General features: G+C 54.8%; 12 protein-coding genes. 2 read left to right on the top strand and 10 right to left on the bottom strand.

What is annotated here, in order from left to right; genetic code table 11:
• Positions 1 to 90: 90 nt before the first annotated feature.
• Complete coding sequence (locus NOR51B_RS08780; protein ID WP_009019207.1) at positions 91 to 1,365, top strand: TetR/AcrR family transcriptional regulator; 1,275 nt, start codon at positions 91 to 93, stop codon at positions 1,363 to 1,365.
• A gap of 53 nt (positions 1,366 to 1,418) precedes the next feature.
• Positions 1,419 to 2,234: an acyl-CoA thioesterase gene (locus NOR51B_RS08775; protein WP_050759445.1), complete on the top strand. Its 816-nt coding sequence runs from the start codon at positions 1,419 to 1,421 to the stop codon at positions 2,232 to 2,234.
• On the opposite strand, the gene NOR51B_RS08770 is transcribed toward NOR51B_RS08775, so the two are convergent.
• The 10 genes from NOR51B_RS08770 to dnaJ all read right to left on the bottom strand — a co-directional run bounded on the left by NOR51B_RS08770 (position 2,231) and on the right by dnaJ (position 12,097).
• On the bottom strand, positions 2,231 to 2,782 hold the full coding sequence (locus NOR51B_RS08770; RefSeq protein ID WP_009019563.1) for a histidine phosphatase family protein: 552 nt from the start codon (positions 2,780 to 2,782) through the stop codon (positions 2,231 to 2,233). The genes NOR51B_RS08775 and NOR51B_RS08770 overlap by 4 nt on opposite strands.
• Positions 2,779 to 3,486: a histidine phosphatase family protein gene (locus tag NOR51B_RS08765; protein WP_009019305.1), complete on the bottom strand. Its 708-nt coding sequence runs from the start codon at positions 3,484 to 3,486 to the stop codon at positions 2,779 to 2,781. The genes NOR51B_RS08770 and NOR51B_RS08765 overlap by 4 nt, the downstream gene beginning before the upstream one ends.
• An 11-nt stretch (positions 3,487 to 3,497) precedes the next feature.
• Complete coding sequence (gene aceK, locus NOR51B_RS08760; RefSeq protein ID WP_009020577.1) at positions 3,498 to 5,231, bottom strand: bifunctional isocitrate dehydrogenase kinase/phosphatase; 1,734 nt, start codon at positions 5,229 to 5,231, stop codon at positions 3,498 to 3,500.
• 21 nt (positions 5,232 to 5,252) lie between these two features.
• Positions 5,253 to 6,044 (bottom strand): SDR family oxidoreductase, encoded by a 792-nt coding sequence (locus NOR51B_RS08755; RefSeq protein ID WP_009021494.1) that lies wholly within the window; start codon positions 6,042 to 6,044, stop codon positions 5,253 to 5,255.
• The gene (locus tag NOR51B_RS08750; RefSeq protein WP_009019913.1) at positions 6,041 to 7,180 is read right to left on the bottom strand and encodes an acyl-CoA dehydrogenase family protein; all 1,140 of its coding nucleotides are present in this window, start codon (positions 7,178 to 7,180) and stop codon (positions 6,041 to 6,043) included. The genes NOR51B_RS08755 and NOR51B_RS08750 overlap by 4 nt, the downstream gene beginning before the upstream one ends.
• 21 nt (positions 7,181 to 7,201) lie before the next feature.
• Complete coding sequence (locus NOR51B_RS08745) at positions 7,202 to 8,380, bottom strand: acyl-CoA dehydrogenase family protein (protein WP_009018919.1); 1,179 nt, start codon at positions 8,378 to 8,380, stop codon at positions 7,202 to 7,204.
• 255 nt (positions 8,381 to 8,635) lie between these two features.
• On the bottom strand, positions 8,636 to 9,049 hold the full coding sequence (locus NOR51B_RS15250; protein WP_009021260.1) for a nucleoside deaminase: 414 nt from the start codon (positions 9,047 to 9,049) through the stop codon (positions 8,636 to 8,638).
• Positions 9,050 to 9,291: 242 nt separating this feature from the next.
• Positions 9,292 to 10,152, bottom strand: a complete 861-nt coding sequence (trxA, locus tag NOR51B_RS08735) for a thioredoxin (RefSeq protein WP_009020318.1) — start codon at positions 10,150 to 10,152, stop codon at positions 9,292 to 9,294.
• Positions 10,149 to 10,970, bottom strand: coding sequence for a 4-hydroxy-tetrahydrodipicolinate reductase (gene dapB / locus NOR51B_RS08730; protein ID WP_009020926.1), 822 nt, complete (start codon positions 10,968 to 10,970; stop codon positions 10,149 to 10,151). The genes trxA and dapB overlap by 4 nt, the downstream gene beginning before the upstream one ends.
• Positions 10,967 to 12,097: a molecular chaperone DnaJ gene (dnaJ, locus tag NOR51B_RS08725; protein WP_009020431.1), complete on the bottom strand. Its 1,131-nt coding sequence runs from the start codon at positions 12,095 to 12,097 to the stop codon at positions 10,967 to 10,969. Before dnaJ ends, dapB begins: the two co-directional genes overlap by 4 nt.
• Positions 12,098 to 12,147: the final 50 nt, after the last annotated feature.

The raw sequence follows: 12,147 nt of genomic DNA, 5'->3' as shown, positions 1-12,147 counted from the left end.
GCCACTATAGACAGCGACAAATAAAATACCTAAGGTTCAAATCTTCGAACTCATAGAATTCTATGCACCGGTCACACAGGCGGCGGATCATTGGCAGGACAACCCAGCAGCAGCGAATCTCCCTTCAATCGCGGCATTCAACACGAGGCTAAGCGTCATGCCATATTGTCGCGGGCTGCAAAGCTCTTCAATACCCGAGGCGCACGAGCGACGACGCTAGCCGATGTCGCCTCGAAGTTGGGGCTGACCAAAACCAGCCTCTACTACTACGTTAAAACCAAGGAAGACCTGATCTTCCAATGCTACGAGGCCTCGATTGCCAATGCGCATCAGACATTGGATCAGGTTGAGCTCGAGACCAATGACCCGCTAGAGCGCATTCTGGGCTTTATGCAACGGCATTTCGATACCATTCTGGATGCCCTGGCTGGTAGAGGCGACTATTTTGCAGCACCGCTAGAGATCGCCTCGCTAAAGGCTGGACACAAGGAATTCCTCGAGAAGCGCTATCTCGATATATTTCTTCGCGTCAGGGGTTATCTCCGCGAGGGCATGACATCAGGAACTATCCGCCAGAGCCATTCCACCACGACCGCAAGAGCTCTTATCGGCGCCCTGGACTGGTCTTTTTACTGGCTCTACGAGATGAAACCAGCCGACGCCGCCAGAGCGGGTGGCGCCATGCGCGACCTCTTTACCCGCGGCTTATTCTCAGCGGAATGTGACTACAACCCCGCCATGCATCCTTTCATGCAAGGAACCCCTGTATCGGCACGAGGGTTTGATCGTGAAGCGCAGAATAGAATCAAGCAGGAGGCCTTTTTCAAAGCGGGAACACGCTTTTTCAATACGAAGGGCTTCAATGGCACTTCTTTGGACGAAATCGCTGAAAACCTGCAGGTCTCGAAGGGCGCCTTTTATTATCACTTCGCCAACAAGGAATCATTACTCACACAATGCTACGACTATTCAATGGATCAGTTAGAGGCTATTCATTCTGAAATCGATGCGCAGTCGCTCAACGGACCCGAGAAACTCGACCAAGCCTGCCGACGAATTTTTAATGTTCAAAACTCAGAACTCGGACCCCTTATCCGCTACAACACTATTACCGCGCTATCTCCCATGAAACGACGCAAGGTGCTGGCTCGAACCGAGCGCCTGAATGATTATCTGGCCAGCTTTATTGATCAGGGTGTCGCCGAAGGACTGTTACGACCCATTGGCACCACGGTGGTCAAAAACCTGATGATGGGCGCTATAAACGCATCAATGGACATCGACCTATGGCGAAAGGTCGACGATCTGGACTCAACGGCAGTTGACTATTTCGATGTCTTCTATTTCGGTCTGAAGTCTGTTTGATAGCCGTGGAATCCGTCGAAATACAGAACCCCTTTCTTCGAATGATGCGTCAAATGTCACCGCGGCCTCGCGACCACGGTCAACTCTTTGGCGATAGTCCCCAGGCTGAGGGACGGGTATTTGGCGGCCAGGTTTTGGCGCAATCGCTTCTGGCCGGCTACTTGAGTGTCCCGGATACACTCGTCGCGCACTCCATGCACGCCTACTTTCTGCGCGGAGGGGATCCGCAGTTACCCATTAAATTTGACGTCGAAATCTTGCGCGATGGTCGCTCTTTTTCAACTCGTCAGGTGATTGCCTCACAAAACGGTAAGGCGATTTTCAGCGCCGCCATCAGCTTTCATATCAGGGAAGAAGGTCTGAGCCATCAAGAAGCCATGCCTGAGATACTCGACCCAGAACACTGCGAGGTCCTGAATCCTATCGATAAAGAGGGCCTCACGCTCAACCAACGGTACCGCCTGCTCGACCTCTTTCACATCGAACTTCGAACAGCGAGTAAGGGAGCCACTCAGACCGGGGGGGCGCACAAGGCATCGTGGTTTCGCATCCGGGGCCGCATGCCCACTGAAAACATTCAGCTTCAGCAGGCTGCCCTCGCGATGTTATCGGATTACACCCTGCTTTCGGCAGCATTCGTTGCGCACGAGGGTGACCTGTTCGATGGCAAATTCAATGCGGCGAGTCTTGACCACGCCATCTGGTTTCACAACCCACCGGATTTGAACGATTTTGTGCTCTACACCAGTGAGTCACCCTGGTCTGACAACGCCCGGGGATTTAGTCGGGGAGAGCTTTGGTCCCGTCGAGGAAAACTATTGGCATCAACAGCACAGGAGGGTCTGATGCGACTCGGTCAGCCCCGCTAAAGCACTACCGATTCCATCTGCTCTCCCATCTCAATCAGTAACAGCTGATTACCCTCAATCCGAAAGCGATGAAACGACGCGTTGGCGGGCCAGGCAACAAGCACTTTATCAACACCCTGGACGAAACCCAGCACGGTGTTGATCACCAGAAAATGGGTGAAAACGACTGAGGGCTTCTTGCGCGACAAGAGGTTATTGATCATTGATTTCCGCCAAAGCCAATGCTGCTCCTCCTGCTCTGGCCAGGACTCACGCATGAACTGGCGCAACCAGTTTTTTCGCTGCTCCAGGGCGACCGGCGCCCTTACTTCGGAGAAATCCCCGTCAACGACAACCCGACTTCCCAGTTGCCGGGCGAGCGGAACAGCGGTTTCCCTTGCCCGAGCCATCGGGCTGGTCACCAGATCGACATCCGTGGGTAGTATTTTTAACAGCCGGTTAGCAGCTCCTTCCGCCTGCTGCTGGCCCACTGTACTTAATCCCGGGTCCTCGGATTGATCCCATAATGCGGCGGCCTCGCCGTGCCGTACAAGCCAAATATCGGTCACCGGTAGGTCACCAGATCCTCAGATAACTGTGCACTCAGTAGCGACAGATGCGCCACATCATTGAAGTTGGATAAAGACACCCGCGAGCCGCTGAAGATAAGCCGAGTGATAGAGCAGTTGAAGACGGGCTCATAAAAATCATAGAAACGCTCTGCCGAGGCTTTTAATACGAGGCCTACCGCCGTAGCGATGGTCCCGCCCGACGTGAAAACAGCACTGTTGGTACCACCGCCTGCAGCCTGCATCACCCCCTCCAACGCCGCTGATACACCATCACGGTATTCGGACCAATGCTGCAACCCCGAATAGCGATGCCCCTCAAGAATCCAGGCAGTAAAGGTTGCTTTAATTACCTTCTGATACTCCTTACTGCTCTCAAAGCCACTATCAACCAACTTCCGCAACGCGTCATCTCGCTTCACAAGCTCCGGAAGCAGAATTCTGACCTGAGAATCGTTGTCGACCTCGTCAAACCGAGGATCTGTATTCAGCGAGGGGGGCTCGGCCTGACTGGCGAGGACGCGGCGCCCCGTCTCCTGCTGGCGGGATAGATCTCCCGCAATGGCGTAATCGAAGCGAATCCCCACCTGCTGAAAATACTGACCCACCAAATCCGCCTGACGCTGTCCAAGCGGCGATAGCTGATCGTAAATATCGCTACCAAACGATGCCTGTCCGTGCCTTATAAGATAAATCGATGCCATAAACTATTCACTCAGGCCGCGCTTCGTGAAAAACGCAGCCGCTGCGGGTAGGGGATAAAGTCGTCAACATGGCCAGCGCGCAGGCGCTCCTGCAGTCCGTGCCAGAATTCGACATCGTAAATGTCGCTGTGGTGCGCATCAAATGCTTTGCGCGCACGTTGATTGCCCGAGAAAAATAACCGGAACTCTTCGGGAAAAATATCGTATGGGCCCACCGAATACCACGGTTGACTGGCCATCTCTTCATAGTCGTCCCGGGGTGGTGGAATTCGGCGAAAGTTACATTTCAGCAAGGGCTCGATCTCATCATAATCGTAAAACACCACGCGTCCGTGTCGGGTAACGCCAAAATTTTTCAGCAACATGTCGCCCGGAAAAATATTGGCGGCAGCGAGCTCCTTAATCGACTTTCCATAATCGAGCATGACCGCCTCTACCTCATCGTCATTAGCTGTCTGAAGATATAGGTTCAACGGCGTCATCCGCCGCTCGACGTAGCAATGCTTGATAATTAATGCGGTACCGTGCTCGACGATCTGTGAGGGGCAGGTTTCGTGCAACTCCTGCATCAGCTCATCAGAAAACCGCGCCCGCTCAAAAACCAGATTGGTAAATTCCTGCGTGTCAGCCATGCGACCTGCTCGGTCCCAACGCTTCACCAACTGATATTTCTCCCGGACCAACTCGTGCGTCACTTCCTTTGGAGGCGTAAATCGATCCTTGATGATCTTGAAGACAAACTCGTAGGACTGAAGCGTGAAGACCGTCATCACCATCCCCTTAATACCGGGGGCTACCACAAAAGAGTCCGTAGTGGCCTGCATATGCCGGCAGGCGCTTCGGTAATAAAAGGTTTTGCCGTGACGGTGGTGGCCGATCGCGCTGTAAATCTCAGAAATGGCCTTTTTGGGCATCAACTGCTGCAGGAAGAGCACGTACTGCGAAGGTATTGAGGCATCCACCATGAAATAAGTTCGAGTAAAGCTGAACAACATACTTACCAGGTCAGGGCCAAACAGGGCGGCATCGATATAAACGGCGGGGTTTTCGATATCACCGTTATGCAGCATGGGGATGACAAAAGGCATTTGTTTGCCACCAGCAACAATCCTGCCGACGATATAGACCGCCTTATTCCGAAAAAAGTGATGCTCGAGCAGCTGCACTTCCAGCGTGTCGGCATCGAGCGGAAAATGATCCCTCAGCTGACTCCTGATAGCGTCGCAAATGTGTTGCACGTCGCGCTCCATATCCTCGTAGGGCAGCGACAGCGCATAGTCCTCAAGCAAGCGCCTGACGTTTTCCGACATGCTCTTGGTGGGGGAATAGCGTCTTACGACTTTGGATACGTCTACCGGTGGCATATCGCCCTGGGGCGAGAAAACGAAGGCATAATCATCGCGAATATGCTGATGACCAAAAATCGCGTTGTAGACCGAATTATAAAACGTCTCTGCAATTTCAAAATTGGTCATCCCTCGAACCAGACCCGCGTAAACCTCGCGCGTTTCTGACCAGAACAAACGATCGTTAAGCCGATCACCGGCGATGTACTTTACAAAGCCAAGCACATCCAGCACTTTTTCCTTGTACACATCGATGCGACGCGTCGATGCCTCGTGGGTGGCAGCCCACTCTCCATTCTCGAAACGAGTTCGTGCGGCGAGAGTGATATTTTCGAACTCAGCGAAGTAGGCCTCAAAACCATTGAGAATGGTTCGAGCCAGACGGATTTGTTTATCCAAGGAGATTAGCCTGAAGTGATTTCAGGAGAGTTTAGGATTACCGAACAGTCTACGCAATTTCTTCATGCCACCAATCCAGCGGTCGTAGTTCTCAGCCTTCATGACACGATACTCGTTCACCTGTGGATGGGGCAGGATTAGAAAGGTCTCCTGATCGACACCCTCCACAACCGCGGCTGCGACAGCCTCGGTGGTAAGAACACCGTCGAGCCCTGCGGTGCCTCCATTGTCGATACCGGCAATCATTTCCGTATCCACCGCCTGGGGACATACGCAGGACACCTTGATGCCATCATCACCATGGGTGATCGCCAGCGCCTCAGCCCAGCCCACCGCCGCATGCTTGGTCGTTGAGTAAGCCGCATCGCCGATTTGATTGAGCAACCCCGCGGCAGACGCAACATTGAGAAAATAGCCCCGCTTTCGCTCGATCATTCGTGGCAGACACGCCCGCGCAGCATACACATGCGCCATGACGTGTACTTCCCACATTGCCTGCCACACCGCATTGGATGCTGAAGTCGCCCACCAGGGCTCGCCATCGGTAGCCAGGATTCCGGCATTGGAGCAAAACAGGTCGATATGGCCATAAATCCGCTCGACCTCGGCAACCATAGCGGCCATCTGGGCTTCATCCCTTACATCAACCGCAAAAGCCATTCCATCCAAAGCCGTGGCACAGGCTTTGGCGGATTGCTCATCACGGTCGACAACAGCGACGATCGCGCCCTCTGCATGAAAACGTTCAGCGATTGCCCGGCCAATACCACTGCCGGCACCCGTGACGACGCAAACCTTATCAGCCAGCTTCACGCGGCATACGCTTGCTCGGCGTAACGGGCGCGATGAAACGTTCCATCACCAAATGTGGTGTTAATCATCATAAGCCGCTTGGCATAGTGACCAATATCAAGCTCATCGGTCAGCCCCATCCCGCCGTGTAACTGAATGGCTTCACCGTAGATGAGCTTGCTATTTCGATCAATCAGCGTCTTGAGAGCATGAACCGTGGTAGCTGACTGCTCAGGGTCTTCCTGGTGCTCGCAGAGCGCGCGAAACAGCAGTGATTTGGCCTGTTCATAAGCCATCATGGTATCCACCATACGATGCTGTAACGCCTGGAAGGAGCCGATAGCAACACCGAATTGCTGACGCGTTTTGGTGTACTCAAGGGTTTTCTGGTTCAGGAGGCCCATGATACCCACCGCCTCGGCGGCGAGCAGGATAGTCGCCTCGCGTACCACGGCATCAACCACATCCATAGCGTTACCGAGGTCACCCAACAGGGTATGGGCTTCAAGACGGACGTTGTCAAACGTGATATTCGAAACGCGCTGCGCATCCATTAAGGGGTAGTTGAAGCGAGAGATACCCTCTGCCGACGCGTCTACCACGAACAGGGAAAGACCCTCCCGGTCGCACTGCTCACCGCTCGTTCGCGCCAGAACCACCATCTGTTCTGCATGTTCGCCGTTAAAGACGACCACTTTTTCACCACTGAGTCGATAGCCTTCTCCATCGGGTAACGCAACCGTCCTGCAATCTCCGATCTCGAAACGACTCTGTCGCTCCAGATAAGCAAAAGCGCCCAGCAGCCGACCCTCGATGAGTGCGCTGAGCATGGCGGCCCGCTGCGCTTCCGAACCTGCCCGGGTGATAAGTCCCCCGAACAGGATCACCGTTGGAAAGTAAGGCTCGACGACAAGCCCCTTACCCAACTCTTCCATAATGACGGCGGAATCCACAATACCGCCACCAAAGCCACCATCGGCCTCCGCGAACGGAATTGACAACCATCCCAGCTCGGCAAATGTCTGCCAATTCGCTGGAGCCATACCCGCCTCTGAAGCCACTATCGCCTTACGGGTGTCCCAGTCATAGTCATCCTGAACAAAGCGCGCGATCGAGTCGCGAATCATCTGCTGTTCTTCTGTAAAATCAAAGTTCATTGCGTATCTACTCCAATGCCTTTATTCAAGACCAAGCACGTACTTGGCAATAATATTCTTCTGAACCTCGTTCGAGCCGCCATAAATGGTGGCGGCTCGACCGTACATGAACGATCGTCGGGCCTCTGATCCGAACTCATGACCGAGAAGCGTGGGGTCTAGATCGGTCGGCAGCACACCTTGATAGTAGCCAGCCAACTCCATGCGCAATTCCTGCGTCGCCTGTTGCAGCTCGGTACCCTTGATTTTCAAAAGCGAGGATTCGGGACCGGGGAACCCGCCTTTTGCCATCGCCGCCAGCGTTCGTAACTCGGTAAATTCGAGTGCCATAAGCTCGACCTCGATATCCGACAGGCGCTGCTGGAAGCCGGGGTCCTGCATCACAGACACACCACCGTTGACCTCTTGAGTCGCCGCCTCTCGGATCAAACGGACATTGCGTTTAACATCCGCAACACCGGCGATTCCGGTTCGCTCGTGGGCGAGCAGTGCCTTCGCCACAGTCCAGCCCTGGTCAATCTCACCGATTACGTTGTTGACAGGCACGCGAACATCGTTGAATTCGACTTCGTTCAAACTGTGATGGTCATCAATCGAATGAATAGGGTTTACCTTAATGCCCTCGCTCGCCATATCGACCAGGATGAACGTGATGCCCTCCTGCTTCTTTCCTGCGCTGCTGGTTCGAACCAGGCAAAAAATCCAATCGGCATACTGGGCGTATGTCGTCCAGATCTTGGCGCCGTTAATGATGAAATCGTCACCATCGCGAATCGCCTTCGTCTTCAGGCTAGCCAGGTCCGAGCCGGATCCTGGTTCCGAATACCCCTGACACCACCAATCCTCACTCTTGAGAATTCTCGGAAGAAAATAGTCTTTCTGGTCTTGTGTACCAAAGCCAATGATCACATTGGCCACCATAACCAGACCAAACGGAACAACATCCGGGATGCCACGCAATGAGCGCTCGGTCTCAAAAATATACTTCTGCGTCGGCGTCCAGTGGGTTCCGCCATGCTCCTCAGGCCAGTTGGGCGCCACCCAGCCACGGCGATACAGCTTTTGCTGCCACTCCACCATTGCCGGTTTAAAGTCCTTGCTCTGCAGACGAGTGCGTAACTCGTCAGTAAATTGATCATCGAGAAACTGGCGAACGTCTTCGCGAAACGCCAGATCTTCCGGTGAGAATGCAATATCCATAACGTCCTCGTTGTCGTTGTACCCACCCCAGAGGCCATGAGATTGTCACCGCCAGCTAAATTTGAACATGGAGTATGTTTTCTTACGCAAAGGAATGTAGGCAAAGTAACCCGGGTTTGCAAGGGCTTTTTTTGGCGTCATTGGGGGTTAGCGGGATCAATACCTGCGCGGTATCTCAATCATGATGGCTCTGGAAGCCATCCGCCGACGACCAAACCCTATGTCCTGAAGCCGGCGAGGCCGTCGGTCTGACCTCTACTGAGATTGATGGGCACCCAGACCCAGCCAGTCCTCACGTTCCAGGTCTGGATTTTCATGCTGATAGAGGGCGATACCGACAGCGTAGTCGGGAACATCGGCCTGAATACCGTGATCTCTCAGCAATTGTTCATTCCCCTTGGCATTCGTGACATCACCGACGATGGGGTGTGGGAACTGGCGCATAATAATCAGGCGCGCACAGATATCGCAGGGACTCAGGGTGGTCACCAAAACACAGCGACTGAAGTCAATGTGGCCAGCTTCTCGGATAGCGGCCGTTTCCCGATGGTTGTACGGATAATTTTCCTGGACGAGTGTATTGTGCCCTTTCCCGACGATTTCCCGAGTGACGCGGTCAACAATCACAGCGCCAATCGGGCATCCACCTTCTCGAAAGCGCTTGCGCAAGCAACCCCCCGGGCCGCATAAAATATGCGTCGCTCAGTCGCGAGTAAAAGTGGTCACCCACAAACCCATCCGGGTGCCGGGTCGGTAAGTGTGCGAGCAGGTTGAGGGTAGTATCGTTTATCGGCGCCTCTGCACCGAAAGAGCCATCAGGTTCTAATAGCACGCCGCGACGAAGCTCCGCCGCTATCCGCCGCCAAGCCCTGCGACGAACCCGCAGAGCGTCTTCATGGGAACGCGGATCGCTAATAGAGTAGCGAAAAGAGCTTACGCTGGTACTCGGCTGCGAGCGGATCGCCCTTACCCACAGTTGCCAGCGTATCCAGATAGAGTCGCTTGGCCTCGCCGTCGCCGAAGTCACGATCGGCTTTCATCACCACTAAAAGGTGCTCGAAGGCGTCTCGATACTGCGCGACCTGACTCAACTGAACAGCCAGTTTGACCCGCGTTGCATGATCGGACTCGTCTGCTGCCAGCGCCTGCTCCAGTGCCTCGACCTCGGGAGATTTCGCCGCTTCACGCTTGAGTTCGATTTGTGCCATCAGCTGCTCGTAGCCCGCATCCTGATCAGCCATACGCACCACGGACAAAACTTCCTCAGCGTCATCACAGCGATTGCCCTGTATAAGGATCGCGGCGAGAGCGTAGGTCACATCCTGCGGCTTTCCCGCCGATTCCCATAGGGGTCGAACAATACCCAGCGCACCGGCAATATCGCCTGATTCGGCGAGCCGATTCGCCTCCTCAAGCTTAGCCTCGTAAGGTGAGGGCAGATGCTTCTGCAACATCTCTCGAATCTGTGTTTCCGGCTGCGCTCCCGCAAAACCGTCAATCGGCTGGCCTTCCTTGATAACCATTACCGTGGGTAAGCTTCTGACCCCCAGCTGACCAGCCAGGCCCTGCTGTTCATCGGCGTTTACTTTCGCCAGCAGAAATGCGCCGTCGTACTCCACCGCCAACTTCTCGAGCAACGGCATCAGGGTTTTGCAGGGCTCACACCAGTCCGCCCAGAAATCGACGACTACCGGCCGATTGAATGACTCGTCGATCAGCAGCTGCTGCGCATTGCTTTCATTGACTTCGACGATATGTTCCGCAGCGTTCACAGTGCTTTCTCCCTAAAACCAAGTACATCCTGCATGTCGTAACAGCCTGCCGGCTGCTGAGCCACCCAGGCGGCGGCGCGCACCGCGCCCCGAGCAAAGGCCATCCTGGAACTTGCCTTGTGCGTTATCTCAAGGCGCTCACCGTCGGCGGCAAACAAAACCGTGTGATCACCGACGATATCGCCGCCACGAATCGTGGCAAAGCCGATCTGTTCTCGCGGTCGCGCGCCTGTTTGACCCTCGCGACCGTAAACAGCGACCTGGCTCAAATCGCGACCCAGGGTGTCAGCAACCACCTCACCCATACTCAATGCAGTACCGGAGGGCGCATCGACCTTGTGCCGGTGGTGAGCTTCGATGATGTCGATATCGACATCGTCACCCATAGCGCGCGCCGCCTCAGCAATCAATTTGAAGGCGACATTAACGCCGGAGCTGAAATTTGAGGCTTTACACAAGGCGATACGCGAACCGTGGCTACGAAACTCTGCCTCCTGGCTCGAGCTTAATCCGGTCGTACCCACCACCATAGCCACACCAGCGTCGGCACACAGACGAGCGCTCTCCAGCGTGGCATCAGGCGTCGTGAAATCAATTAACACATCGATTCGCTGCAAGGCCGCAGCAAGATCGGCTGAAACCACGACCCCTATTGCTCCCGAGCCAATCAGCTCTCCGGCGTCTGCGCCCTGAAGGGTCGACTCTGGCCGCTCCAGCGCCGCCGCCAACACCACCGAGTCGGGGCTCTCTGCTATCGCCTCGATGAGCATTTTACCCATGCGACCGGCAGCACCAAGAATACCCACCCGAGTGGTCATGGCGTCATTCCATCAAAGAACTTCTTCACGCCCTCAAACCAGCTGCTCTGGCGCGGCGACTGATCGTTGCCACCGGCAGTGAGGGAACCCCTGAGCTCCTCGAGTAATTGCTTCTGCTTTTTATCCAGATTCACCGGTGTTTCAATCACAGCGCGACAGAGCAGATCGCCCACAGGACCGCCACGAACCGGCTGTACGCCCTTACCCCTTAGCCGGAACAATTTACCGGTCTGGGTTTCCGCAGGAATTTTCAATTTGACCCGTCCGTCTAGGGTTGGAACTTCCAACTCGCCACCCAGGGCGGCATCCGTAAAACTGATGGGTACTTCGCAATACAGGTGTCGCCCGTCGCGCTCAAATATACTGTGCTGCTTAACCGCGACCTGAACGAACAGGTCACCGGGAGGACCACCTGCAGGCCCGGCTTCACCCTCTCCACTGAGGCGGATACGATCACCGGTATCCACACCCGGAGGTACTTTCACCGATAATGTCTTGGTCTTCTCTACCAGGCCATGGCCGTGACAGTCACGACAGGGGTCAGAAATGGTTTTACCCCGACCCCGGCACTTGGGACAGGTTTGCTGAACCTGGAAAAAACCCTGCTGCATACGAACCTGGCCGCTGCCACCGCAACTACCGCAGCTGACGGGCGTTGTACCCGGTTTGGCACCACTGCCATCGCAGGTGGCACAGTGCTGTAGCGTCGGTACGCGTATCTCCTTGGTGCTTCCGCGGACGGCATCCTCCAAAGAGATCTCCAGAGTGTAACGAAGGTCGGAACCGCGCTGTGGGCCACCGCGGGCTCCGCCGGCACCTCCACCAAAAATATCGCCAAAAACATCACCAAAGATATCGCTGAAACTACCGCCCTGGAAACCTCCGGCACCACCAGCAGCGCCCTCCAAACCGGCGTGACCGAATTGATCATAGGCAGCGCGCTTCTCGGCGTTTGTCAGTACTTCGTAGGCTTCGGTCGCCTCCTTGAACTTGGCATCCGCGTCAGCGTCATCAGGATTACGATCCGGATGGAACTTCATCGCGACGCGACGATACGCCTTCTTGATATCCTTCTCGTCGGCGGTTTTATCCACCTCCAACACATCGTAATAATCGCGCTTAGCCATATGGCACTCGTCTGCTATTTCTAAAACAACTACGCGGGCTCTCAAAGCCC

Origin of the sequence: Luminiphilus syltensis NOR5-1B, from assembly GCF_000158175.1 — a bacterium.
Taxonomy (GTDB): Bacteria; Pseudomonadota; Gammaproteobacteria; order Pseudomonadales; family Halieaceae; genus Luminiphilus; species Luminiphilus syltensis.
The sequence above is the reverse complement of the archived record's forward strand: the minus strand, read 5'-3'. Positions and strand labels throughout refer to the sequence as shown.

What these genes read in the sequence shown, in the direction of transcription:
- NOR51B_RS08775 (WP_050759445.1), top strand. Translation starts at nt 1,419, where the DNA reads ATGTCACCGCGGCCTCGCGACCACGGTCAACTCTTTGGCGATAGTCCC.
- NOR51B_RS08765 (WP_009019305.1), bottom strand. Translation starts at nt 3,486, where the DNA reads ATGGCATCGATTTATCTTATAAGGCACGGACAGGCATCGTTTGGTAGC.
- NOR51B_RS08750 (WP_009019913.1), bottom strand. Translation starts at nt 7,180, where the DNA reads ATGAACTTTGATTTTACAGAAGAACAGCAGATGATTCGCGACTCGATC.
- NOR51B_RS08745 (WP_009018919.1), bottom strand. Translation starts at nt 8,380, where the DNA reads ATGGATATTGCATTCTCACCGGAAGATCTGGCGTTTCGCGAAGACGTT.
- dapB (WP_009020926.1), bottom strand. Translation starts at nt 10,970, where the DNA reads ATGACCACTCGGGTGGGTATTCTTGGTGCTGCCGGTCGCATGGGTAAA.
- dnaJ (WP_009020431.1), bottom strand. Translation starts at nt 12,097, where the DNA reads ATGGCTAAGCGCGATTATTACGATGTGTTGGAGGTGGATAAAACCGCC.